Genomic DNA, 23,634 nt, shown 5'->3' on the forward strand with positions numbered 1-23,634 from the left:
GATTTTTGCCCCGGCCTGCTGATGGCGGGCCGCGCTGCCGTACAACGGAGTCATTCATGTCCTCAGAACACCCGCAACACCCCCCTGTTTCCGGCCTGCTTTCGCTGGATGATGCCCTGGAGAAGATGCTCTCGCAGGTCGCAACCCAGTGCGCCGCGACCCGTGTGCCGCTGACCACCGCCGCCGGGCGCATCACCGCGGCAGATGTCACCTCGCCGGTGCAGGTGCCGCCGTTTGATAATTCCGCAATGGACGGTTACGCCGTGCGCCTGGCCGATCTGGCCACCGGTGTGCTGCCGGTCGCCGGTAAGGCATTTGCCGGTAACCCGTTCGACGGTGAGTGGCCGGCCAACAGCTGCCTGCGCATCATGACCGGCGCACCGGTGCCGCCGGGGACGGAGGCAGTGGTGATGCAGGAACAGGCGGAGGTCTCTGAACAGGGCGTGCGCTTTACTGCCCCGGTGAAGGCCGGGCAGAACATCCGCCTGGCGGGTGAAGATATTGAACAGGGTGCCGTGGTGCTGCGCGCCGGGGTGCGGCTGGGCGCGGCCGAACTGCCGCTGCTGGCGTCGCTCGGCGTGACGGATGTGGCGGTGTATGAGCCGCTGACGGTGGCGGTCTTCTCCACCGGCGATGAGCTGCAACCGGTGGGCACCCCGCTGCAACCGGGCCAGATCTACGACACCAACCGCTTCGGCGTGCGGCTGATGCTGGAGCAGCTCGGCTGCACCGTGGTGGATTTAGGCATCATCCCCGATGACCCGCAGGCGCTGCGCAAAGCGTTCCAGCAGGCGGATGCCGCGGCCGATCTGGTGATCAGCAGCGGCGGCGTCTCGGTCGGCGAAGCGGATTACACCAAAACAATGCTGGAGGAGCTGGGCGAAATCGGCTTCTGGAAACTGGCGATCAAGCCGGGCAAACCGTTCGCCTTTGGCCGCCTCAGCAACGCCTGGTTCTGCGGCCTGCCGGGCAACCCGGTTTCTGCGGCGCTGACCTTCTACCAGCTGGTGCAGCCGCTGATCGCCCGCCTCACCGGCCATACCGCCTGGCAGTTGCCGCCAGGCCTCAAGGCGCGCGCTGCCACCCCGCTGAAAAAACAGCCGGGACGGCTCGATTTCCAGCGCGGCATTGCGTTTACCAATGAACAGGGCGAACTGGCGGTGCGCACCACCGGCCATCAGGGATCGCACGTCTTCAGCTCCTTTGCCCAGGCCAACTGCTTTATTGTGCTGGAGCGGGAACGCGGGTCAGTGGCAGAAGGGGAAATCGTCACGGTTCAGCTATTTAACCACCTGCTGGGGAACTGAGCATGCTGCCGGAACTGAGTGATGAAGAAGCGCTGCGCTATAACCGCCAGATTGTGCTGCGCGGTTTCGATTTTGACGGCCAGGAGCAACTGAAAGCCGGCCATGCGCTGGTGATTGGTCTCGGCGGGCTGGGCTGTGCCGCTGCGCAATATCTGGCGGCGGCCGGCGTCGGCACCCTGACGCTGGTGGATTTCGACACCGTGGCGCTCTCCAACCTGCAACGCCAGACGCTGCACAGCGACGCGCGCATCGGCATGGCGAAAGTGGACTCGGCCGCGCAGGCGCTCACGGCGATCAACCCGCATGTCCGGCTTCACCCGCTTAACCAGCAGCCGGATGACGCCGCGCTGGCCGCGCTGGTGGCGCAGGCGGATGTGGTGCTGGATTGCAGCGACAATGTCGCCACCCGCGACCAGCTTAACCGCGCCTGCTTCCACGCGCACACCCCGCTGGTCTCCGGCGCGGCAATCCGCATGGAGGGGCAACTCAGCGTCTTCACCTACCAGCCGGATGAGCCCTGCTACCGCTGCCTGAGCCGGTTATTCGGTGAGAACGCCCTGACCTGCGTTGAGGCGGGCGTGATGGCACCGCTGGTCGGGACGATCGGTAGTTTACAGGCGATGGAAGCGATCAAACTGCTCACCGGTTACGGCACCCCGGCCACCCACCGGGTGGTGATGTTCGACGCCATGACCTGCCAGTTCCGCACCCTGAAACTGCCGAAAAACCCACAGTGCGAGGTGTGCGGCAGCAAAAACTGATGCCATCCCCCGCTAAAAAAGCACAAAAATCAGCCTGATCAGTTCATTTTTCATCCCGGCTCCTCTATGCTTGAGCGCGATCAATAACGTTGAAGCATAACCGAGTAAAACGTCCGATTTCCCGTGCACTTATTACAGGCCAGAGGAATTCCGTTGAAACTGATTATCCAGATACCCTGTTATAACGAAGCAGGTACGCTTGCTTTAGCGCTCTCTCACCTGCCCCGGCAGGTAGCCGGTTTTGATAGCGTGGAGTGGCTGATTATTGATGACGGCAGCCAGGATGAGACCTGCCGCGTGGCGCAGGAAAATGGGGTTGACCATATTATCCGCCATACCGGCAATCAGGGGCTGGCCCGTGCCTTTATGACCGGCCTGGATGCCTGTCTGGCGCGGGGGGCGGATGTGATTGTCAACACGGATGCCGACAATCAGTACGAGGCGCAGGATATCCCGTTGCTGACCGCCCCGGTTCTGGCTCACCAGGCTGAGATGGTTATCGGCGCGCGCCCCATCGCCACCATTGAGCATTTCTCACTGTGCAAAAAATGGCTGCAAAAACTCGGCAGCTGGGTGGTGCGCCTCGCCAGCAAAACCGACATCCCGGATGCCCCCAGCGGTTTTCGCGCCATCAGCCGTACGGCGGCGCAACGTCTGATTGTTTTCAATGATTACACCTATACGCTGGAGACCATCATCCAGGCCGGACAGAAGAATATGGCCATTATGTCAGTGCCGATCCGGGTAAATGAGGATTTGCGCCCCTCCCGGCTGGTAAAAAGCATGGCCTCCTACATTAAGCGCAGCATCATTACCATTGTCCGCATTTTCATTATTTATCGTCCCTTCCGGTTTTTCAGCGTCATTGGCATGCTGCTGTTTGGTATTGGTTTTTTAATCGGTCTGCGTTTTTTGTGGCACTTCGTACAAGGGGAAGGCCAGGGTTATGTCCAGTCGCTGATTCTGGCCGCCACCCTGCTTGGTATGGGTTTCCAGACGCTATTGATCGCGTTCGTGGCTGACTTGCTGGCGGCTAACCGTAAGCTGCTGGAGGATATCCGCTACAAAACCCAGTTACATACCCAGGATAGCGCGCCACCGGTGCGCCCGGCGAATGTGCAGGATGAGACGCTGGATTCGCCCCTTCCGGTTACTCCGGAAACACGTCATGAAAACAGGAACCACTATGGGCATTAAAATCGCCGGCGGCAGTCAGGAAAACGGCATTGTTATCGGCAACACTTTTGATAAATACGGCTCCTCCAACCCGGTGGTGAAGTGGATGATGGCGGGGTTTGAGGGTGCGCTGACTGACCTGGTAACCCGCGCTGCACCACGTTCCATTCATGAGATTGGGTGTGGTGAAGGTTATTGGGTATTGCGCTGGCAACAACAGGGGATTGATGCCCGGGGGTGTGATTTCTCCACCCAGGTGATTGCCCTGGCGCAACAGAATGCCGCTGAGCAAGGGCACGCGGACTCCCTGTTTACGGCCCGCAGTATTTATGATGTGCAGGCCCCGCAGGACAGCGCGGATTTGGTTGTCTGTTGTGAAGTCCTGGAACATCTGGAAGACCCGGAAGCCGGGTTGCAGGCTTTGCAACGTATTGTGTCCCGCCACCTGATTATCAGTGTGCCGCGCGAACCTTTATGGCGTGTCCTGAATATGGCCCGCGGCAAATACCTTGGGCAGTTCGGTAATACACCCGGCCATTTGCAAAACTGGTCACAGCGGGATTTCATCCGGTTAGTCTCACGCTATTTTGAGGTCGAAGAAGTCAAACGCCCGCTGCCCTGGACCATGTTGCTCTGTACGCCACGCCGATGAATTCCGCCTTAAAACGTACCCTGAACTGGGCAGGCACGGTGCTCGCTCTGCTCGGTATCCTGTTTGTCGCTCAGCGCTTATGGCACTACGGCAGCCAATTGGACCCGGCACGGTTTGGCCCCGCGGCCTGGCTGGGCATGGCCGCGGCTGCACTGGCCTACGGTGCCGCCAACCTGCTGCTGGCCGTCGGCTGGGGGCAACTGTTGGCCTGTTTTCACCAGCCCTGCCGCCCACGCTGGGTGATTGGCATCTATGGCGTCACGCAACTCGCCAAGTACCTGCCGGGCAATATCTTCCATTTCGCCGGCCGTCAGGCCCTGGGTATGGCCGCCGGCCTGCCCGGTGGGGCGCTGGCTAAATCGACAGTCTGGGAGCTGGCCCTGCTCTGTGCAGGAGGCGTGCTGTGCGGGTTGCTGGCGCTGCCGCTGTTGCTGCCGTGGCTGACGCCTGTTACTGCTGCCCTGCTGGCCCTGGCGGTCTGGTTAGTGGCCTCTGTGTTGTTGCGGCGAATCAGCCCCCCTGAGCGCGCCGCCTTGCTGTACTCCGCGCTGCTTTATTACAGCCTGTTTTTACTGATTGCCGGGTTGCTGTTTTGCGCCGTACTGGTGGGCATCATTGTGCCTTCTCCGGCACCGTTGCTGCCTTTATTACCGTCATTGTGCGGGGCTTATGTGCTTGCCTGGCTGGCGGGCCTGGTCACGCCCGGCGCCCCGGCCGGGGTAGGCATCCGCGAAATGGTGCTGATTTTCCTGTTAAAAGGGGTCGTCACCGATCCGGATGTCGTGATGGCCGTGCTGGCCGGGCGCCTGATTACTGTGGCCGGAGATGTGCTGTTTTTTGTGGTTACCGGCCTCTATTGTTCACCTCAAAGGATACGACCTGCATGACGCACGCTGTTACACTGCGCACGGCTCTGCTGCCCGAGCGCTGGATGGCCTTCGGTGTCACCTTTATCGCTTTGCCTTTTATCATCTGGACTGTGGCCCTGCATGCCGCCACCTTTGGCGGATTGCCCTGGCAGCAACTGAGCCGTGGCTTCCTCTATGCGCTGCCCGTGACGCTGGCCTTGGCGGCCTGGGGCGCATACCTGTTCAGCACGTTTTACCTGCATGCACGCCCGGCGCTGCCGGCCCGGCAGGCACCCAGCCTGGCCGGAATTGTGATTCTTCTGGTGACCGCGCTGGTGTTGTTCTGGGTGCCCGACTATCGCTGGCGTTTTTGTGCCGGGGTCATCGGCCTGCTGTTGATCGCGCTGACCAAACGACGCCTGCCTGCGGCTGCCCTGACGGACGATCCATTGCTGCCGGCCCGTGCCTGGCAGAATGGTGCGCTGGCCGGCATTATGGTGACAGCGGTTATCCTGACGTTAATGGCTTACCGCTCTGATTATGATGATTCCCATTTCATCCAGCTGGCCGATCAGACCTTGCGCCACCCTATGTTGGCACCGCTCACATTTGATACCACGCTGGGGTCGGTCTACCCCCATTTCCGTTTTGCCCCCTACCGTATTGCTTCTTATGAAACCTTTATCGCCTGGCTCGCCACCTGGAGCCACCTGCCGTTGTTCACTGTTTATTACCTGCTGGTGCCGGGTGTCAGTGCGGCGCTGACGGTAGCCGTTGCCTTTTTATTCAGCCGGTTATTTCTGCCGCGTAATGAGGCCATTTTCGCCACGGCCCTGTGTGTACTGCTGCTGTTTGCCTGGGGGGAATCGCATATCGCGTACGGCAACCGGGTATTTGTCCGGTTATTTCAAGGCAAAGCGCTGCTGATTGCCCTGACCACGCCCTTAACGGCCATTACCGGTTTGCTGTTGCTGAACCGGCCTACGCTGTTACGCACCCTGCCGCTGGCTGCGGTGCATATTATGACGCTGGGCGTCTCGTCATCAGGGCTGGTACTGACGGTATTTACCACTGTCCTGGTGGCGGCCTGCGCCCTGGATAAACCATTGAAACACATGATTCGCTGTGGGTTCTTCCTGGGCATCGCGCTGATTTACCCGGCTATCTTTGTTTTCTGGCTGAAGTTCATCAATACCTCCGGCATTTCACTCGCGGAAGTCGGGACTTACCTGCCCATTAACGCCTCATTAGGGCTGGCGCGACGTGATGCGCTGTCACTGTTGGCGTTATTGCTCGGTTGCAGCGTGCTGGCCTGGCGCCGCGGTACGCTGAGCTACCTGCTGTTTACCGTGACGACCTTGCTGATGATCCTGAACCCCTGGTTCGCCGATCTGCTGGCTCAGGTCTCCGCACGTAATATGAGCTGGCGGCTGGCCTGGGCCGCGCCGGTTCCGCTGCTTGTCAGTACCGCCCTGGCAGCGGCCATTGCCGGCAGAGGCCGCTTTCTGCCCGGTGCAGTGCTGGGCTGTACGGTATTACTGGCTTTCCTGTTGGGCGGGCGCTGGACACTGTCAGCCGATAACGGCACACAACTCGGCTGGCCGGCTGCCAAATTGCCGCCCCAATATCAGACGGCGGTGCGCCTGATGGCACAACTCGATACGCTGCATCTGCACGGTAACCTGCTGGCCGACAGCCCCATTGCAGCGTTTGTCCCGTTATTAAAACCTGATTTTGGGCTGGTGATGCCGGGCCATACCTACCCGGTGATGCTGCAAACCATCCTGCCGCCTGAAGAGTTCGCCGCGCGGATGCGCCTGTTTAACGCCATTAACTCACCACAACCTTACCTTGCCGCGCTGGAACCGGAGATGCGGCGTTTCCATGTGCAGGTGGTTATTGTTAACGCCGCCCTGCAACCTGCCGGGTTGTTGTCCCCAGCAGGAAAGGCGACCGGATTCAGCCTGAACCGGCTGGCTGCTATTGATGGCTATGCCATTTATCAGGTTGATTACCATGAAAAATAAACGTGACACGCTAACCCGCTGGTTCTGGTCACTCGCCTGTTTTGTTATCAGCCTGCTGGTATTGCACCCACGGCTGACTGCGAGCCCTATCGTGGCAGACGGTTATCAGAATCTGAGTATTGCCGTCAATTTAGTGCAGCACGGCGTTTTTTCCAGCACCCCTGCGTCCCTGCCGGACATGGTACGTGAACCGGCATGGCCGGCCCTGACAGCAGGGCTGCTGTGGCTGACAGGCCATGCCTCCATACCGGCAGAGGTGCTCGCCAGCCAACATGCACTGCTGTTTAAACAGATTAACCTGGCGCTTTATGCACTGTTAATCACTGCCGTGTGTAGCCTGATTCATCGTCAGTTACGCAGCCTGCCTTACGCCATACTAGGTCTGGCGCTTTCTCTGATTGTTTTTTATACAACGCCCCGGTTATTCAATTACTATAACAATGAGGCACTGGCGGCCTTGCTGTTGTTCATTGCCTCCCTGCTGCTGTTCCGGCTACAGCAACAGCCCAGGCCAGGTACTGCGCTGGCTGCTGGCCTGACGCTGGGGTTACTGGCGTTAACCAAAGCGCAGTTCCTCTACATCCCTCTGGTGCCGCTACTGATACTGGCATGGCGATACCGGCGTCACGCTGCGATAACTGCCGCGGTCTTCCTGTTAGTGGTCACACCCTGGATGGTGCGCAATGCCGTATTGTTTGATCACTACACCATTGCCGAACGCGGTAAAACAGTGGCAGCGGTACGGCTGATGTTGACGATTGCCCCCAGCGGCAGTGAATACCGCTGTATGGCCTATGCATTTTCCCATCCTGATCTGCGCCCGGCGGCTGGGCATGTACTGGGCATTTCTGCACCAGATTTTCTGCGTCACGGCCGTTGCGAACGTCTTAACCGGGAAACCTGCTTTGACATGGGCACAGAACGGGTTCCCTGTACTCCCTTTGACGAAGATCAGCCGCCTGCCCCGTGGCAACAGCGTATCCAGTATTTCTACCAGGGTTATGCTGCCGGAGAAGAGATGGAAGCCGGACGGCTGAGGTTTGCCGATATCACGCCGCTTAATGGGCACCTGGTCAGCAGCTATCTGGCCACGCTGCCATTATTTGCCTGGCGCGGCATGGGCTTCAGCGGGTATCCAGTTCTGAGCATTCTCCTGACATTTGCCCTGTTTGCGCTCTGTCTCACCCGCTACTGGGCCTTTAGCCTGCTGGCCGCCACGGCCAGCCTGTTTCATCTGGCATTGACGCATAATATCCCGCGCTACCATACGGCCGAATCAGGTGTGATGCTGGTGGCGATCGTGTGGCTGGTAGCGCTGCTCGTAGCCCGGTTACGGAACAGAAGAGATCCCCGACAGTTTAAAAAGCCCGCCTGATCCCCTCATTCATCATACAGCCCCTCGTTGCGCACGGCGGTGTGGGCTTTATGCGGGCGGATGCGACGCACCGAGTCCCGCACTACCAGTGTGCCGTTCAGCAGCAGGTTCCCGACCGGGGCCTGCGGGCGGATCAGCCGCTGTTGCAGCAGATGCACCGCCTCGCTGCCCAGCGCATCCCGCGGGACGTGCAGCGAGGTGAGCGGCACATCGTGAATGGCCGCCAGGTTAAAGCCGTCGATGCTCATCACCGAGATGTCCTGCGGCACCCGCAGCCCCGCTTTCTGCAACGCGCTCACTGCCCCGGCCGCCATGAAATCCCCGCCCACCAGCAGCGCGCTCGGCAGGTGGGCGCGCGGGGTGGCTGCCAGAAAATCGCTGATTAACTGCTCGCTCTCCCTGGCACTGAAACTCTGGGCGCTGATCAGGTGCTGTGCCTCATCAAACGGCAGGTTATGCGCCTCCCAGGCGTCACGGATGCCCGCCAGCCGCAGCTCCATGGTGTAGCGCCGCAAACAGAGCAGATTCACCACCGCCTTATGCCCCTGCTCAAACAGGTACGCGGCGGCGTATTCGCCAATCAGCCGGTGATCCGGGGCGACGCCCGGCAGGCGCATTTTGCGGTCACGGCAGTTGACCAGCACACAGGGCTTGCCGATGTCCGCCGCCAGATCGTGGATGTGCGGCTCATCAATGCCGATCAGGATCGCGGCTTCCGTTGCGGCGTCATGCATTTTGCTCAGAAACAGGTTGGCATCGCTGTCCAGTTCTTCCAGCGGGCAGTAGCGCAGCCGCACTTCATGTGCGGCCAGCGCCTGGCTGATGCCCTGCATCACCCGGTAATAGAACACGTCTGATCGTTCATCAAACGCCCGTTGCGGCGCAAACACCACCAGGCTGTTGATCAATAACCGCCCGGCCGCCATCCCCTGCAACACGCCCTGCGCCTGCGCACAGGCCAGCACTTTTTGCCGCGCCGCGTCGCTGGTGTTGGCTTTGCCGGCCAGCACCCGCGACACGGTGCTTATCGAGAGGCCGGTCTGCGCGGCGATCTCGGTGATTTTGAGCTTTTTATCCATTTTGTGATCTGCGCCTGATTTGCCGATGAAAAAATTTTCACCGCGCTTTACGCCTGTGTTTATCTGCTTCTCCGCCCGCCTCGGCCTCTGTTTTTCCACCTGGTGAAAAACTTTGCAGAAAATCCGCTGTTGGTCAGTTTATAACTCGATTAGGCTCAATCTGTCGAACACCTTTCGCCCGGAAAGGTCCGATAACAACTATAAAAACCTTATTATTCAAATAAATAAAAAAACGCCTTTATCAAATGCTGTTATACCAATTCCGATTGTCACCGCCCCTACGTGGAGAATAAGAATGAGTCATGGCATAAACCAGGATGTCGCCGCCGTTACGGCGAAACGCACGTTCCGCCACCTGCGCTGGTGGGTGCTGGTGCTGTTTCTGCTCGGCGTCACCATCAACTACATTACCCGCAACTCCCTCGGCATCCTCGCGCCGGAACTGAAAACCAGCCTCGGTATCACCACGGAGCAATACTCCTGGATCGTCGGCGCATTCCAGCTCGCCTATACCCTGTTCCAGCCGATCTGCGGCTGGCTGATTGATGTGATCGGCCTGAAGCTCGGCTTTTTAATCTGTGCCGTGATCTGGGCAGTGGTCTGTATGCTGCACGCCGGGGCAGGCAGCTGGTTGCACCTGGCGATCCTGCGCTTCTTTATGGGCGGAGCGGAAGCGGCCGCCACCCCGGCCAACGCCAAAACCATCGGCGAATGGTTCCCGAAAAAAGAGCGTCCGGTGGCGGCGGGCTGGGCGGGCGTGGGGTTCTCCATCGGCGCGATGCTGGCACCGCCGATCGTCTACTTCGCCCACGTGTCGTTTGGCTGGCAAGGGGCGTTTATGTTTACCGGCGGGCAGCCTGCGCCTCCAGCGCTGCTCTGGTGGCTGTTCTACCACAACCCGGAGCAGCACCCGCGCCTGAGCAAAAGTGAGCTGGCGTTCATCAAGCAGGATAACGAGCCGCCGGCGGTGAAGCTGCCGTTTTTGACCGCGCTGAAAACCGTGGCGAAAAACAAACGCTTCTACGGCATCGCCATCCCGGCGTTTATGGCGGAACCAGCGTGGGCGGTGCTGAGCTTCTGGGTGCCGCTCTACCTCGCCAATGAGCGCGGCATGGACCTCAAACAGATCGCCATGTTCGCCTGGCTGCCGTTCCTGGCCGCCGACCTCGGCAGCGTGGCGAGCGGCTACCTGACGAAGCTCTACGTCCGCGTGTTTGGCTGCACCCGTACCAACTCGGTGGTCGCCAGTTCCGTCACCGGCGCATTCCTGATGCTCTCCCTGGCGCTGGTGGCCACCACACAAGATCCGTATGTCGCCATTGCGCTGATTTCAGTCGGTGGTTTCGGCCACCAGATCATCTCCTGCATGCTGAGCGCACTGGTGGTGGACTCCTTCGACCGCGGGCAGATGGCCACGGTGAACGGCATGCGCGGCTCGGCCGCCTGGATCGCCAGCTTCCTGTTCTCACTGCTGATCGGCGTCACCGCTGACCAGATTGGCTTCAACCCACTGTTTATTGCCATGGGCTTCTTTGACCTGATTGGCGCGGTCTTCCTGATCGCTTTTATTGCTGAACGCCGCACCGCGCGTGCCTGAAAGGGAATGTAACGATGAAAACGCTGAAACACTGGTCGCTGCTGACCGCTGACGATCGCCACGTGGAATTAGCCGTCGACGGCAGCCACCGCCTCTGCCTCTATGTGCTGGACACGGGCCTGTTCCGCGTGCTGATCAAACGCCGTAACCAGCTGGCGCTGGACCGCACCTGGAGCATCGCCCCGGACGGCGATGTGCCGTGGGAAGGCCGCGCGCGGGAGAGCGTGGCGGGCTTTGCCCTGCCGGGCTTCACCCTGGAGGAGCAGGACGGGCGGCTCTGCATCAGCACGGAAAAATTGCGCGTGACGGTGCACCAGCCGCTGTGGCTGGAGTGGCACTACCGGGATCAGGCCGGTGCATGGCAACTGCTGGCCAGTGACCGCCCGACCAGCGCCTACCTGCTCAACGCCCACGGCGACGGCGTGGCGCACTATCAGCGCCGCTTTAAAGAAGAGGCCTATTACGGGCTGGGCGAAAAAGCCGGCCCGTTGCAGCGCACCGGCAAACGTTACGAGATGCGCAACCTGGACGCCATGGGCTACAACGCCGCCTCCACCGACCCGCTCTACAAGCATATTCCCTTTACCATCACCCGGCGGCCGGACGTCAGTTTCGGCCTGTTTTATGACAATCTCAGCAGTTGCTGGCTCGATCTGGGCAATGAGATCGACAACTACCACGCCCCTTACCGCCGCTGGCAGGCGGAAGCGGGCGACATCGACTACTACCTGTTCCTCGGCCCGCAGGTGCTGGATGTCACCAAAGCCTTTGTGCGGCTCACCGGCAAAACGCTGTTCGGCCCGAAATGGAGCCTGGGCTACAGCGGCTCCACCATGCACTACACCGACGCGACGGACGCCCAGCAGCAGCTGATGCACTTTATCCGCCTTTGCCGCGAGCAGGCGATCCCGTGCGACTCGTTCCAGCTCTCCTCCGGCTACACCTCGATCAACAACAAGCGCTACGTGTTCAACTGGAACTACGACAAAGTGCCGCAACCGGAAGTGATGACCCAGGCGTTCCATGACGCCGGGCTGAAGCTGGCGGCCAACATCAAACCGTGCCTGTTGCAGGATCACCCGCGCTACCAGGAGGTGGCAGAGCGCGGGCTGTTTATCCGGGATTCAGAGCAGGCCAGCCCGGAGCGCTCCAGCTTCTGGGATGACGAAGGTTCGCACCTTGATTTCACCAACCCGGCGACTGTGGCCTGGTGGCAACAGGGCGTCACCGGGCAACTGCTGGAAAAGGGCATCGACTCGACCTGGAATGACAACAACGAATATGAAGTGTGGGATGGCGAAGCGCGCTGCCACGGCTTCGGCCGCGAGATCGCGATTAAACATATCCGCCCGGTGATGCCGCTGCTGATGATGCGTGCCTCGATGGAAGCGCAACAGGCGTTCGCGCCGGAAAAACGCCCCTACCTGATCTCCCGTTCCGGCTGCGCCGGGATGCAGCGCTACGTGCAGACCTGGAGCGGCGACAACCGCACCAACTGGGAAACGTTGCGTTACAACACCCGCATGGGCGTCGGCATGAGCCTGTCGGGGCTGTACAACGTCGGCCATGACGTCGGCGGCTTTTCCGGCGACAAACCGGACGCCGAGCTGTTTGTGCGCTGGGTGCAGAACGGCGTGATGCATCCGCGTTTTACCATCCACTCCTGGAATGACGATCACACCGTCAACGAGCCGTGGATGTACCCGGCGGTGACCCCGGCGATCCGCGAGGCGATTGAGCTGCGCTACCGCCTGCTGCCCTACTTCTACACCCTGCTGTGGCAGGCGCACGCGGACGATGAGCCGATGCTGCGGCCGACGTTCCTTGACCATGAGCATGACGCCGAAACCTTCCTGGAGTGTGACGAGTTCCTGCTGGGGCGCGATCTGCTGGTGGCGAGCGTGGTAGAGCCGGGCGAGCGGCAGCGCAGCCTGTGGCTGCCGGACAACCACAGTGGCTGGTATGACTACCACAGCGGCCAGTGGTTCAGCGGCGGCCAACAGGTGACGCTGGACGCGCCGCTGGAGCGGCTGCCGCTGCTGGTGCGCGCCGGGGCCGCCCTGCCGCATAGCGCACGTATCACCCATGTGGACGCGCAGGCCGACAGCGTGCGTGAGCTGAAGCTCTACCCGTTACGCGGTGAAGGCGTCTCCCACGGCATGCTGTTTGAGGATGACGGCGAATCCTGGGGCTACCAGCAAGGTGAGGCGCTGTGGCTGACATGGGAAATGGCCTGCACCGCCACTGAGATCCACCTCACCTTCCAGCGCAAAGGCACTTACCAGCCCGCCTGGCAAGAGATCGCCCTGACCCTGCCGCCGGGCGAAACCCGCCGCCTGTGGGTGGAGGGCGTGGAGAGCAAGGTGTGGCGCGCGTAAGCCGGGCTTGAATGGCCGGCATGAAAAAGCCGGGCCTGAATCGCCGCCATAAAAAAAGCCGGGCATCTGCCCGGCTTTTTTGTGCGCGCGTAGAATCAGGCGTAGATGCCCTGGCTGCGCAGGTAGTCTTCGTAGGTGCCGCCGAAGTCGATCACCTTGTTCGGGGTGATCTCCAGCACGCGGGTCGCCAGCGAGCTGACGAACTCACGGTCATGGGAGACGAAGATCAGCGTGCCTTCGTACATCTCCAGCGCCATGTTCAGGGACTCAATCGACTCCATGTCGAGGTGGTTGGTGGGTTCGTCCATGATCAGCACGTTCGGTTTGCGCATCATCAGCTTGCCGAACAGCATACGGCCCTTCTCGCCCCCGGAGAGCACCTTGACCTTTTTCTTGATGTCGTCCTGGCCGAACAGCAGACGGCCGAGGATGCCGCGCACCGCCTGCTCGTCATCTTTTTCCTGCTTCCACTGGCTCATCCAGTCGAAAACGGTCATGTCGACGTCGAAATCTTCCGCGTGGTCCTGCGCGTAGTAGCCGATGTTGGCGTTCTCAGACCACTTCACCGTCCCGGCGTTGGCCTCGATGTCGCCCACCAGCGTTTTCAGCAGGGTGGTTTTACCGATGCCGTTGGCACCCAGCACCGCGACTTTCTCGCCCACTTCCACCATCAGGTTGAGGTTCTTAAACAGCAGCCCCTCGTCGTACCCTTTGGCCAGCTCCTGCACTTCCAGCGCGTTACGGAACAGTTTTTTGTCCTGATCGAAGCGGATGTACGGGTTCTGGCGGCTGGAGGCTTTGACCTCATCCAGCTGGATTTTGTCAATCTGGCGGGCGCGCGAGGTCGCCTGCTTGGATTTGGAGGCGTTGGCGCTGAAGCGGCTGACGAAGGATTGCAGCTCGGCAATCTGCGCCTTTTTCTTGGCGTTGTCAGAGAGCAGACGCTCGCGCGCCTGGGTGGCGGCGGTCATGTACTCATCATAGTTGCCCGGGTAAACGCGCAGCTCGCCGTAGTCCAGGTCGGCCATGTGGGTGCAGACCATGTTCAGGAAGTGACGGTCGTGCGAAATGATGATCATGGTGCTGTTACGTTCGTTCAGCACCTGCTCCAGCCAACGGATGGTGTCGATGTCCAGGTTGTTGGTCGGTTCGTCGAGCAGCAGGATTTCCGGGTTGGAGAACAGCGCCTGTGCCAGCAGCACACGCAGCTTGAAGCCGGGGGCGATTTCACTCATCGGGCCGTAATGCTGTTCTACCGGAATGCCGACGCCCAGCAGCAGTTCGCCGGCGCGGGCTTCGGCGGTGTAGCCGTCCATTTCGCCGTAGGCCACTTCCAGATCAGCCACTTTGTAGCCGTCCTCTTCGCTCATCTCGGCCATGGCGTAGATGCGGTCGCGCTCTTCTTTCACCTGCCACAGTTCGTCGTGGCCCATGATCACGGTGTCCAGCACGGAGAAATTCTCGTATGCGAACTGGTCCTGGCGCAATTTACCCAGGCGTTCGTTCGGATCAAGGAACACGTTGCCGCCGCTCGGCACCAGATCGCCGCCGAGGATTTTCATAAAGGTGGATTTGCCGCAGCCGTTGGCGCCGATCAGGCCGTAACGGTTGCCGCCGCCAAATTTGACGGAAATATTTTCGAACAGCGGCTTGCTGCCGAATTGCATGGTGATGTTGTTAGTACTTAACACAACGCTCGCTCTTGTCTGGGAATGTGATGAGGCGCGCATTATGCCATAACCGGCGGGCGGGGTCGCGCATCGTTTTGGTTGTTTTTCGCGCAAAAAACAGAAAACCCGGCCGGAGCCGGGTTGTGCGAGCAGGGGAGCGCGGGATCAGAAGCTGTAGCCGATGACCGCGTAGTAGCCCCAGCCGGTGGACTTGACGTCAAAGTTGCCTTTGCCGAAGTTCAGCTCGGTACCGTCCTGCCATTGGCCGCCGTTATGGAAGTAACGCGCCACCACGGAGTAGTGCCAGTGGGCGTAGTTCAACGCCAGAATATGGCTGGAGGCGATGGAGTTGCTGGTGCGGGACTTGTTGCCGTTTTCGTTGAGGTCAGAGCCCCAGTCGAAGTTGGTGAAGCCGATGTAGCTGAAGTGGCCGCCCCACAGGTCGCCCAGCGGCAGGAAGTATTTCACCTTGAAGCGGTAGCCGTCCCAGCTGTTTTCGTTGGCGGCGCTGTAGTTTTCCCACTGGTATTTGGCGTAGACGTTCAGGGAGAGGTTCAGCGGGGTATGGGTGTCGATGTCGGTGCCGAGGCCCATGTACCAGGTATTCTGGCGGTTATCGCTGTCCGGGCCCATGTCAAAGATATAGTTGTTGGCGAAGTACCACTCTTTGAACGGCCCGAAGCTCAGGTCGGTGCCGGTGAGTTTGTCGATGGAGAAGCGCGGTTCGATCTCCATAAACAGCGGTGAGCCGTTTTTGTTCCAGATGCCGACATCGTTGCTGTTACCGGCGCCGAAGAATTTCGGCACGTCCACATAGCCGTAGAAGTCGAACCAGTCTTTATGGGCGAAGGCTTCATATTCCAGGTAGAGATCGTTATTCAGCTGCGGCCCGAAGCGGGTGTGGTAGCTGCCCACCACGTTGACGCTCTGTTTCCACCAGTCGGAGAGGTACTCCCCCTGATCGCTGGACCCGACATTGGATTCAGCCAAAGCGGTAGCGCTGTAAGAGAGGGCGATCAACGCGCCCGCGGCGAAAAGACGATTTTTCATTGTGGTTACCAGTGCGTGAAGGGGGGCGTTTCCCTGCCGGGCGGCGATGTTTCACCAATACAACCTGCGGCAGCGTCATTAACGATCATCGCTATAAAACATTCCGCTACCGGTTTACCCCCGGATCTTCAGAACATTCTTAAGTGTCATGATTTCGTAACTTAATACGCGATTGTGTCAACAAATGTCAATTTGAGTTGCATTGTTATGCATTTGTTTCGTGATCTTGCTCACATATCGTTAACGGCGGTAAAGATACGGATTTTTAACGGTTGCGCAATCGGTTACTTAGGAAAATCAGCCTTACCGGTAACAAGCGATGGTTTTTTAACCGCCGCCCCCTACCCTTTCCTTACATACCAAAAGGTTTGCAGTCTGGTGGGGGCATTAAAATTATTGCCGACGAAGACGCAGGGGCGGGTGAGCGGACAGGGATGTCCGCGAGAGGTACAGCCACGCTGGGAGCGTGTCTGTACCGGCCCGATTAGCCCGAAGGCTGAAGGAGGACAAATTGGCCGGGAGCCAATTTGAACAACGCGAAGCGTTGCCCCGGAGGGGTGAGCCCCATGGATGGGGCGAATACTACACGCGGGAGCGTGCAATGATTCAGCCAGGGCACCGAAAGTGCGCGGGTGCAGGGCGAGCGCACCGGCGCGCCCTGCTCGGTTGAGGCTCGAAAAGCCAAGCAGCCAGCAATGCTGAACAACCGAAACTTTCCACGTCACCGCCCCCCGGCAGGGGGAAAACTCGCTACTCCCCCTTCCTATTACTCCGATAAATCAGCACCAACGCCACGGCCAGGCACGCCACCGCCGCCAGGCGGCTCCCACTGAGCGGAATTTCCGGGTTATCCAGCCAGCCGAAGCTGTCGATCAGGATGCTCATCGCCAGTTGGCCGAGGATCACCGCCACCGTCGCGACCGCCGTGCCCACGCGCGGCACCGCCGTCACCATGATGATGATGTAGGGCACGCCGAACAGCGCACCGGCCAGCTGCCATTTCGGCACTGTCATCAGCGTCTGCGGGTGGGCACTTTCAAAGAACAGGATCAGCAGCATCGTCACCAGCGCACCCAGGCTGAAGGTGAGGAAGGCGCTTTTCAGCACCCCGACGCGTGCGCCGAGCTGCCCGTTAATCGCCGCCTGTACGCTCAGCGCGGCCCCGGCGATGATCGCCAGCACAACCATAATAATTTCAGTCATCGTTTATCCCCGGGCAATCAGCCACAGTGCCGCAATAATGAACAGCAGCGCCAGCAGGCGTTCCCTGCCGATTTTCTTCTTCGCGCCGCCGAACCAGCCGTAGTGATCAATCAGCACACTTTTGGCGACCTGGCCGGAGAGAATCGCGATCATGGTCATCGCCAGCCCGATCACCGGCGTGGTCAGCGTCAGCACCACCACATACACCGGCCCGAGGATGCCGCCGAGCAGCTGCCAGCCGGGCTGGGCAGTAAAAGAAGGTGCGTTGCGCGGGCCGAAAAACAGCACCAGCAGCAGCGTCAGGGCGCTGCCGACGCCAAAGATGCTCAGGGTGGCCCAGAGATGGCCGACTTCGCCGCCCAGCGGGCCGAGCAACCCGGCCTCCACCGACAGCCCCATGCCGCCGAGGATCACCAGCGGGATCAGTAACAAATTCATACGTTGCCTTTTTTGTTGTTAAAAGAAAGGTGTCAGCAAGTGAATGCAAAAACAGGCCGCCCAGCCGGGCGGAGGCGGACTATACCGTGGCGCGCTATTGCGAAAAACCGGATAATAGCGAAAAGAGTTTTGCGGATAATGCACAGATGAATGATTTCGACGCAGTTTCCCTGCGGGCTTTGCGCCTGTTTGTGGCGGTGCTGGATGAAGGGAGTTTCTCCGAGGTGGCGCGCCGCGCGGGTGTCGCGCCCTCCTCCGTTTCACGGGTGATCCAGCAGCTTGAGCAGCAGCTGCACACCCAGTTGCTCTACCGCAACACCCGCGCACTGGCCCCGACGGAAGCGGGGCTGGCGTTCAGCCACTACGCCCGGCGGATGCTGGAGCAAGCAGATGAGGCGGCGCGTACCTTACAGGAGCGTGAACAGCTGCCGGGCGGGCTGGTGCGCATCAACGCGCCGGTGGTGTTCGGCCAGCGGCACCTCGCCCCCTGGCTGGCAGCGCTGGCGGAGCGCTACCCGAAGCTCAACGTCGAGCTGACGCAAACCGACGACTATGTTGACCCGCTGCACACTGCGGCCGATCTGTTGATCCGCATCGGCGTGCTGAATGACTCCAGCATGCACGCCCGGCCGCTGGCGCGCCTGCGTTACCGGCTGGCGGCCAGCCCGGCCTATCTGGCGCGGTTTGGTACGCCGCGCACCCCGGAGGATCTGCACGCGCACCACTGCCTGGTGTTTAAAGGCTCGTCCGGGCCGCAGCGCTGGTTTTTCCGTGCGCGTGAGGGTGAACAGCCATGGCACGCCTACAGCCTGCGCGGCCCGCTGACCGGCAACAATGCCGAAACCCTGACGCAGGCGGCGCTGGACGGCCTCGGGCTGGTGCTGTTCCCCAGCTGGCTGATTGGCGAGGCGCTGCACCAGGGGCGGCTGGTGCGGCTGCTGCCGGACTATCAGGCGTCAATTACGCTGGAGCCGTCCACGCTGGCCGCGCTCTACCCGCGCAGCCGGTTGCCGTCACGCAATGTGCGGGCGGTGGTGGATTTTCTGGTAGAGAAGATGGGTAACCCGCCCTACTGGGATCGCTGAGATCAGCGCACCAGCCGCATATAGATATGCGGGATGCCGTCTTCGTCATACACCGCGGAGCTGGGCTGGAACCCCAGCGAGCGGTAAAACGGCTGGAGGTGCGCCTGCGCCGAGAGCATTACGCCCGCCTGCGGCCAGTGGCGCGCGCAGGCGGCCAGCGCCTGTTCCATCAATGTGATGCCGAGCCGCTGCCCGCGTGCGGCGGGCGCCACGATGACCCGGCCAATCGCCACGTCATCATGTTTCAGCAGCCGCGCATAGGCGGCCGGTTTCCCCGCCTGCCAGCCGATCAGGTGGCGCGTCTCGCCGCTCAGGTCTTGCCCATCCACGTCCAGATACGCGCACTGTTGTTCCACCACAAACACCTCGCAGCGCAACGCCAGCACGGCGTAAAGCTGGGCGGTGGTGAGTTCGCTGTGGTGCAGATCCTGCCACCTTAGGTCCGACATAATGTTTCCCCAACTAATAATTCACACTGTTTATATTACAACCGCATCGCCACTCATCGCCGGAGTCTCCGTGCGGGCACGCAACGCCTGCCTTACCGTCTTTCAATCATTTAAACAATAACTTAACAATGTAGCCAGAGTGAAATCAGATTGTATTCGCCTCCTGTCATGACCTGTGTATATTTCGCCGGCTACTTTACCTTAGGAATTTATACCATGACTCCGTTTATGAAATACTCCCTGGTGGCGCTGATGCTGACCGGGTTAACTGCGTGTGATAACGCCGCAGACAAAACCACAACCACCCCGGCCAAACCGGCAGAAACCAACACGGCTCCGGCCGCTGACGCGAAAGCTGACGTGAAAACCGCCCCGGCGGCTGATGCGAAAGCCGCACCGGCGACCAATGCCAAGGCCGCACCGGCAGCCGAAACCCCGGCCCAGGCAGCCCCGTCGTTCGCGATGAAAATCCCGCAAGGTTTCACTGACAAATCCCCGGCAGTGAATGAGAAATCCGCGTCCCGTACCCGCATTTTTGTGAATCCTGAAACCCGCCAGATGATCACCGTGGTCACCATAAACGGTGTTGCGCCGGTGAAGGATGAGCAGGCAAAAGCCTCTCTGGAACAGGCGCTCCCGGATCTGTTGAAAGCCTATGAAAAGCAGTACTCCACCGTGAAGGTGAGCAAAAAAGAGGTGATTACGCTGGCCGATCACGCCTTCCTCCATCTGGACGCCGCGCTGAAGCAACAGGATAAGCACGCGCTCAACACCACCTTGCTGACCCAGCAGGGCACGCAGGTGATCAACGTACAGATGATGACTGTTTCCAACGACAAGCCTGCGCATGACGCGTTGGTTAAACAGATCAGCAGCCAGATTTCTTTCAAATAATCTGCTGCCCGTGACCCAAACCGCCTGCGGGCGGTTTTTTTATGCCTGGGTGCCGGCAAGCATTGACCCGGCCAATTGGTAAAATTTTTTGAATATACCGGTCAAATATATTAGCTGGCGGGATCGGGGGGAGTGCAGCAGACTGCAGGAAGTCGTAAACGAACGTTATTCAACGAAAAGGACGCAACCCATGTCAGTTATGAAAAAAGTATGGCTTCCGGTGATCATGAGCATCGGCCTCTACTCTCAGGTCTCAGCCGCCGCCACCCAGCACTATGCGATGGACCCCGGCCATACCTCCGTGGTGGTCTCCTGGACCCACTTCGGTTTTTCACACCCGACCGCTGACCTGTCCAACGTCACCGGCAACATCGCGTTTGACGCGCAAAACCTGGCGCAGTCTAAAGTGGATGTCAGCATCCCGGTCAGCAGCATCGATACCCATGTCGCCGCCCTGACCAGCGAGTTCAAAGGCGCAGAGTACTTCGACGTCGCGAAATACCCGACGGCCACCTTCCACAGCACCAAAGTCACCGCTACCGGCGACAACAAGTATGACGTGGAAGGTAACCTGACCCTGAAAGGCATCACCAAGCCGGTGGTACTGCACGCCGTGCTGAACAAACAGGGCGAGCACCCGATGGTGAAGAAACAGGCAATCGGTTTTGATGCCACCACCACCATCAAACGTTCTGACTTCAAGGTCGATAAATATGTGCCGGCCGTGGGCGATGACGTACAGATCACCATCTCCACCGAAGCCTACGCCAAGTAAGTTCGTTGCCATACATCAGGCCTGTCTGCGGACAGGCCTTTTTTTTTGCACTTTTTTGCAGATGAAGCCGGGTCAGATCGGCGCGTAGTCCCCGTAGCCGTCCGGCCATGGGGTCAGCAGGTCAAACCCGGTTTCGGTCACGGCCACGGTGTGCTCCCACTGCGCGGACAGCGAACGGTCACGCGTGACCACCGTCCAGCCATCGGCCAGGGTGCTGGTCGGCGCTTTCCCGGCGTTGATCATCGGTTCGATGGTAAAGATCATCCCGGCTTTCAGCGGCATCCCCTCGCCTGCGCGGCCATAATGCAGCACCTGCGGATCGGTGTGGTATTCGGTGCCGACCCCATGCCCGCAATACTCGCGCACCACCGAGAAGCCCTTCTCATGCGCCACACTCTGGATGGCATAGCCGATGTCACCCAGGGTCGCGCCCGGTTTGACCACGCGGATGCCCGCCACCATGGCGTTATAGGTGGTCTCCACCAGCAATCTGGCGCGGATCGACGGCTCCCCGACGAAATACATGCGGCTGGTGTCGCCGTACCAGCCATCTTTGATCAGCGCCACGTCGATGTTGACGATATCGCCCTCTTTCAGCGCCCGCTTATCAGTCGGAATGCCGTGGCACACCACATGGTTGACCGAGGTGCAGATGGTTTTTGGGTAGCCGTGGTAGCCGATGTTGGCCGGGGTGCAGTGGAGCTTGTCCACGATATAGCGGTAGCAGATGGCATCCAGCTCGTCAGTGGTCACGCCCGGTTTAACATACTCGCCGATCATCGCCAGCACTTCCGCCGCCAGATGGCCGGCAGTGCGCGCCTGTTCAATATCCGCAGCGGAGTGCAGCATAATGTTGTTCATGAATGCTCCTTGGTGGTCAGTGTTCCGTTGGCCTGGTCAGGCGCGTGCAAAAGGGTGATGATCTCGCTGTAGGTCAGGCCGGGGTTGCGCTCCGCCAGCCGGCCGATGCGCAGCCAGTATTCCGCCTGCGCGTTGATCGAGCGGCAGTAGATGTCGCTGGCGGCGCGCAGTTCGTCATGCATAAGGTCAGAGATTTTGATAATGCCCATACCGTTCACCTGCTATAAAACATATACGAAGTATATATGAAACGTATAGCAGCAGGCGATAAAAAAAGCTGCCCGGGGGCAGCTTTTGTACGGCAACAGCATCAGAATCAGGCGGTTTTCTTCAGCGGCTCAGTGCGTACCGGGGCATCACCGGCCACATAGTAGCCGGCGGTGCTGCGCGGCAGCGGCTGGCGGCCGCGAATGGCGTCGGCCATCTTCTCGGCGATCATGATGGTGGTGGCGTTCAGGTTACCGGTGATGATCTGCGGCATGATGGACGCATCCACCACCCGCAGGCCGTTCATGCCGTGTACCCGGCCTTCGCCGTCTACCACCGCCATCTCGTCATTGCCCATCTTGCAGGAGCCGCACGGGTGGAAGGCGGTTTCAGCATGTTCACGGATAAAGGCATCCAGCTCTTCATCGCTCTGCACATGCGCGCCGGGGCTGATTTCGCGCCCACGGTACGGGTCGAGCGCCGGTTGCGCCATGATCTCACGGGTAATGCGGATCGCGTCGCGGAACTCGTGCCAGTCCTGCTCGCTGGACATGTAGTTGAACAGGATGCTCGGGTGCTGGCGCGGATCTTTGGATTTCACCTGCACGCGGCCGCGGCTCGGCGATCGCATGGAGCCGACGTGTGCCTGGAAACCGTGCTCTTTCACCGCGTTACTGCCGTTGTAGTTAATCGCCACCGGCAGGAAGTGGTACTGGATGTTCGGCCATTCGAACTCCTCGCGGCTGCGGATAAAGCCGCCCGCCTCGAACTGGTTGCTGGCGCCGACGCCGGTGCCTTTAAACAGCCACTCCGCGCCGATCTTCGGCTGGTTGTGCATCTGCAACGCCGGGTAGAGCGACACCGGCTGGGTGCAGCTGTACTGGAGGTACATCTCCAGGTGATCCTGCAAATTCTCACCCACGCCCGGCAGGTCATGCACCACCGGGATGTCGAGGCTGTTCAGCAGCGCGGCCGGGCCGACGCCGGAACGTTGCAGGATCTGCGGCGAGGCGATCGCCCCGCTGCACAGCAGCACTTCGCGGCTGGCGCGCGCGGTTTTCGCGTTGTACTCATCCTGGTGGAAATAGCTGACGCCCACCGCGCGCTTGCCGTCGAACAGGATGCGGTCGGTGGTGGCGTGGGTCAGGATGGTCAGGTTGCTGCGCGATTTCGCCTGATCGAGGTAACCGCGCGCGGTGCTGGCGCGGCGGCCGTTCGGCGTCACGGTGCGATCCATCGGCCCGAACCCTTCCTGCTGGTAGCCGTTCAGGTCGTCGGTGCGCGGGTAACCGGCCTGCACACCGGCTTCCACCATCGCGTGGAACAGCGGGTTGTTGCCGGTTTTCGGCGTGGCCACGCTGACCGGGCCGTCGCCGCCGTGGTAGTCATTGGGGCCGATGTCACGGGTTTCCGCTTTGCGGAAGTACGGCAGGCAGTCGAGGTAGCTCCAGTTCGAAAGCCCCGGCGCTTTCGCCCAGTTGTCGAAATCCATCGCGTTGCCGCGGATGTAACACATGCCGTTGATCAAAGACGAGCCGCCCAGCCCTTTGCCGCGCCCGCACTCCATGCGGCGGTTGTTCATGTGCGGCTCCGGGTCGGTTTCATAGGCCCAGTTATAGCGTTTGCCCTGTAATGGGAAGGCCAGCGCAGCGGGCATCTGGGTGCGGAAATCGAGGCGGTGATCCGGGCCACCGGCTTCCAGCAGCAGTACGGTGACACCCGGGTCTTCGGTCAGGCGGGTAGCCAGGACGTTACCTGCGGAACCGGCCCCGATGATGATGTAATCGTATTCCATTGAATGT

The 23,634-nt window shown here is 60.3% G+C and carries 21 protein-coding genes; 12 read left to right on the forward strand and 9 right to left on the reverse strand.

Features of this window, described 5'->3' with window-relative positions; translation table 11 throughout:
- Positions 1-56 precede the first annotated feature (56 nt).
- The 7 genes from moeA (at position 57) to CYR55_RS17475 (ending at position 8,146) form a co-directional block, all read left to right on the forward strand.
- Positions 57-1,307 carry a molybdopterin molybdotransferase MoeA gene (moeA, locus tag CYR55_RS17445; protein WP_101817642.1) on the forward strand — a complete coding sequence of 417 codons (1,251 nt, stop codon included), beginning with the start codon at positions 57-59 and terminating at the stop codon, positions 1,305-1,307.
- A 2-nt stretch (positions 1,308-1,309) separates the two neighbouring features.
- Positions 1,310-2,068 (forward strand): molybdopterin-synthase adenylyltransferase MoeB, encoded by a 759-nt coding sequence (moeB, locus tag CYR55_RS17450; RefSeq protein ID WP_101817643.1) that lies wholly within the window; start codon positions 1,310-1,312, stop codon positions 2,066-2,068.
- Positions 2,069-2,221: 153 nt separating this feature from the next.
- Complete coding sequence (locus CYR55_RS17455) at positions 2,222-3,265, forward strand: glycosyltransferase family 2 protein (RefSeq protein ID WP_101817644.1); 1,044 nt, start codon at positions 2,222-2,224, stop codon at positions 3,263-3,265.
- Positions 3,255-3,896 carry a class I SAM-dependent methyltransferase gene (locus CYR55_RS17460; RefSeq protein WP_241522179.1) on the forward strand — a complete coding sequence of 214 codons (642 nt, stop codon included), beginning with the start codon at positions 3,255-3,257 and terminating at the stop codon, positions 3,894-3,896. Before CYR55_RS17455 ends, CYR55_RS17460 begins: the two co-directional genes overlap by 11 nt.
- Positions 3,893-4,783 carry a hypothetical protein gene (locus tag CYR55_RS17465; RefSeq protein ID WP_101817645.1) on the forward strand — a complete coding sequence of 297 codons (891 nt, stop codon included), beginning with the start codon at positions 3,893-3,895 and terminating at the stop codon, positions 4,781-4,783. The genes CYR55_RS17460 and CYR55_RS17465 overlap by 4 nt, the downstream gene beginning before the upstream one ends.
- Positions 4,780-6,771, forward strand: coding sequence for a hypothetical protein (locus CYR55_RS17470; RefSeq protein WP_101817646.1), 1,992 nt, complete (start codon positions 4,780-4,782; stop codon positions 6,769-6,771). Before CYR55_RS17465 ends, CYR55_RS17470 begins: the two co-directional genes overlap by 4 nt.
- On the forward strand, positions 6,761-8,146 hold the full coding sequence (locus CYR55_RS17475; protein WP_101817647.1) for a hypothetical protein: 1,386 nt from the start codon (positions 6,761-6,763) through the stop codon (positions 8,144-8,146). Before CYR55_RS17470 ends, CYR55_RS17475 begins: the two co-directional genes overlap by 11 nt.
- A gap of 5 nt (positions 8,147-8,151) precedes the next feature.
- Here the strand turns inward: CYR55_RS17475 and CYR55_RS17480 are convergent, their stop codons facing one another.
- The gene (locus CYR55_RS17480; RefSeq protein ID WP_101817648.1) at positions 8,152-9,225 is read right to left on the reverse strand and encodes a LacI family DNA-binding transcriptional regulator; all 1,074 of its coding nucleotides are present in this window, start codon (positions 9,223-9,225) and stop codon (positions 8,152-8,154) included.
- Between the two features lie 295 nt (positions 9,226-9,520).
- Between CYR55_RS17480 and CYR55_RS17485 the strand changes: the two genes are divergently transcribed.
- Together CYR55_RS17485 and CYR55_RS17490 are read left to right on the forward strand one after the other, a co-directional pair.
- Positions 9,521-10,822 carry an MFS transporter gene (locus tag CYR55_RS17485; protein ID WP_101817649.1) on the forward strand — a complete coding sequence of 434 codons (1,302 nt, stop codon included), beginning with the start codon at positions 9,521-9,523 and terminating at the stop codon, positions 10,820-10,822.
- Positions 10,823-10,836: 14 nt separating this feature from the next.
- Positions 10,837-13,200, forward strand: coding sequence for a glycoside hydrolase family 31 protein (locus CYR55_RS17490; protein ID WP_101817650.1), 2,364 nt, complete (start codon positions 10,837-10,839; stop codon positions 13,198-13,200).
- 95 nt (positions 13,201-13,295) lie between these two features.
- On the opposite strand, the gene CYR55_RS23775 is transcribed toward CYR55_RS17490, so the two are convergent.
- The 4 genes from CYR55_RS23775 to CYR55_RS17510 all read right to left on the reverse strand — a co-directional run bounded on the left by CYR55_RS23775 (position 13,296) and on the right by CYR55_RS17510 (position 17,561).
- Complete coding sequence (locus tag CYR55_RS23775; protein ID WP_101817651.1) at positions 13,296-14,891, reverse strand: ABC-F family ATPase; 1,596 nt, start codon at positions 14,889-14,891, stop codon at positions 13,296-13,298.
- Between the two features lie 144 nt (positions 14,892-15,035).
- Positions 15,036-15,920: a nucleoside-specific channel-forming protein Tsx gene (locus CYR55_RS23780; protein WP_101817652.1), complete on the reverse strand. Its 885-nt coding sequence runs from the start codon at positions 15,918-15,920 to the stop codon at positions 15,036-15,038.
- 750 nt (positions 15,921-16,670) lie between these two features.
- Entirely contained in the window at positions 16,671-17,123 is a 453-nt protein-coding gene (locus CYR55_RS17505; protein WP_101817653.1) for a DMT family transporter, read from the reverse strand.
- A gap of 3 nt (positions 17,124-17,126) precedes the next feature.
- Positions 17,127-17,561 carry a DMT family transporter gene (locus CYR55_RS17510; protein WP_101817654.1) on the reverse strand — a complete coding sequence of 145 codons (435 nt, stop codon included), beginning with the start codon at positions 17,559-17,561 and terminating at the stop codon, positions 17,127-17,129.
- Positions 17,562-17,707: 146 nt separating this feature from the next.
- Here CYR55_RS17510 and CYR55_RS17515 point away from each other — a divergent pair, with 146 nt between their 5' ends.
- Entirely contained in the window at positions 17,708-18,646 is a 939-nt protein-coding gene (locus CYR55_RS17515; protein WP_101817717.1) for a LysR family transcriptional regulator, read from the forward strand.
- Positions 18,647-18,648: 2 nt separating this feature from the next.
- Here the strand turns inward: CYR55_RS17515 and CYR55_RS17520 are convergent, their stop codons facing one another.
- Positions 18,649-19,095 (reverse strand): GNAT family N-acetyltransferase, encoded by a 447-nt coding sequence (locus CYR55_RS17520; RefSeq protein WP_101817655.1) that lies wholly within the window; start codon positions 19,093-19,095, stop codon positions 18,649-18,651.
- A 216-nt stretch (positions 19,096-19,311) separates the two neighbouring features.
- Here CYR55_RS17520 and CYR55_RS23785 point away from each other — a divergent pair, with 216 nt between their 5' ends.
- Both CYR55_RS23785 and CYR55_RS17530 read left to right on the forward strand, forming a co-directional pair.
- A complete protein-coding gene (locus tag CYR55_RS23785) occupies positions 19,312-19,989 on the forward strand; it encodes a DcrB-related protein (protein ID WP_146001000.1) in 678 nt (225 codons plus the stop codon).
- 190 nt (positions 19,990-20,179) lie between these two features.
- Positions 20,180-20,764: a YceI family protein gene (locus CYR55_RS17530; protein ID WP_101817656.1), complete on the forward strand. Its 585-nt coding sequence runs from the start codon at positions 20,180-20,182 to the stop codon at positions 20,762-20,764.
- Between the two features lie 72 nt (positions 20,765-20,836).
- Here the strand turns inward: CYR55_RS17530 and map are convergent, their stop codons facing one another.
- The 3 genes from map to betA form a co-directional block, all read right to left on the reverse strand.
- Positions 20,837-21,625, reverse strand: coding sequence for a type I methionyl aminopeptidase (gene map / locus CYR55_RS17535; protein ID WP_101817657.1), 789 nt, complete (start codon positions 21,623-21,625; stop codon positions 20,837-20,839).
- Positions 21,622-21,834 (reverse strand): ParD-like family protein, encoded by a 213-nt coding sequence (locus CYR55_RS17540; RefSeq protein WP_101817658.1) that lies wholly within the window; start codon positions 21,832-21,834, stop codon positions 21,622-21,624. Before CYR55_RS17540 ends, map begins: the two co-directional genes overlap by 4 nt.
- Positions 21,835-21,941: 107 nt before the next feature.
- On the reverse strand, positions 21,942-23,627 hold the full coding sequence (gene betA, locus CYR55_RS17545) for a choline dehydrogenase (protein WP_101817659.1): 1,686 nt from the start codon (positions 23,625-23,627) through the stop codon (positions 21,942-21,944).
- Between the last annotated feature and the right edge of the window lie 7 nt (positions 23,628-23,634).

The sequence above is a fragment of the Chimaeribacter californicus genome, from assembly GCF_002858675.1.
GTDB lineage: Bacteria > Pseudomonadota > Gammaproteobacteria > Enterobacterales > Enterobacteriaceae > Chimaeribacter > Chimaeribacter californicus.

Coding starts and splice junctions, on each gene's coding strand:
- moeA (WP_101817642.1), top strand. CDS start 57: ATGTCCTCAGAACACCCGCAACACCCCCCTGTTTCCGGCCTGCTTTCG.
- moeB (WP_101817643.1), top strand. CDS start 1,310: ATGCTGCCGGAACTGAGTGATGAAGAAGCGCTGCGCTATAACCGCCAG.
- CYR55_RS17460 (WP_241522179.1), top strand. CDS start 3,255: ATGGGCATTAAAATCGCCGGCGGCAGTCAGGAAAACGGCATTGTTATC.
- CYR55_RS17465 (WP_101817645.1), top strand. CDS start 3,893: ATGAATTCCGCCTTAAAACGTACCCTGAACTGGGCAGGCACGGTGCTC.
- CYR55_RS17470 (WP_101817646.1), top strand. CDS start 4,780: ATGACGCACGCTGTTACACTGCGCACGGCTCTGCTGCCCGAGCGCTGG.
- CYR55_RS17475 (WP_101817647.1), top strand. CDS start 6,761: ATGAAAAATAAACGTGACACGCTAACCCGCTGGTTCTGGTCACTCGCC.
- CYR55_RS17480 (WP_101817648.1), bottom strand. CDS start 9,225: ATGGATAAAAAGCTCAAAATCACCGAGATCGCCGCGCAGACCGGCCTC.
- CYR55_RS17485 (WP_101817649.1), top strand. CDS start 9,521: ATGAGTCATGGCATAAACCAGGATGTCGCCGCCGTTACGGCGAAACGC.
- CYR55_RS17490 (WP_101817650.1), top strand. CDS start 10,837: ATGAAAACGCTGAAACACTGGTCGCTGCTGACCGCTGACGATCGCCAC.
- CYR55_RS23780 (WP_101817652.1), bottom strand. CDS start 15,920: ATGAAAAATCGTCTTTTCGCCGCGGGCGCGTTGATCGCCCTCTCTTAC.
- CYR55_RS17505 (WP_101817653.1), bottom strand. CDS start 17,123: ATGACTGAAATTATTATGGTTGTGCTGGCGATCATCGCCGGGGCCGCG.
- CYR55_RS17510 (WP_101817654.1), bottom strand. CDS start 17,561: ATGAATTTGTTACTGATCCCGCTGGTGATCCTCGGCGGCATGGGGCTG.
- CYR55_RS17515 (WP_101817717.1), top strand. CDS start 17,708: ATGAATGATTTCGACGCAGTTTCCCTGCGGGCTTTGCGCCTGTTTGTG.
- CYR55_RS17520 (WP_101817655.1), bottom strand. CDS start 19,095: ATGTCGGACCTAAGGTGGCAGGATCTGCACCACAGCGAACTCACCACC.
- CYR55_RS23785 (WP_146001000.1), top strand. CDS start 19,312: ATGACTCCGTTTATGAAATACTCCCTGGTGGCGCTGATGCTGACCGGG.
- CYR55_RS17530 (WP_101817656.1), top strand. CDS start 20,180: ATGTCAGTTATGAAAAAAGTATGGCTTCCGGTGATCATGAGCATCGGC.
- map (WP_101817657.1), bottom strand. CDS start 21,625: ATGAACAACATTATGCTGCACTCCGCTGCGGATATTGAACAGGCGCGC.
- CYR55_RS17540 (WP_101817658.1), bottom strand. CDS start 21,834: ATGGGCATTATCAAAATCTCTGACCTTATGCATGACGAACTGCGCGCC.
- betA (WP_101817659.1), bottom strand. CDS start 23,627: ATGGAATACGATTACATCATCATCGGGGCCGGTTCCGCAGGTAACGTC.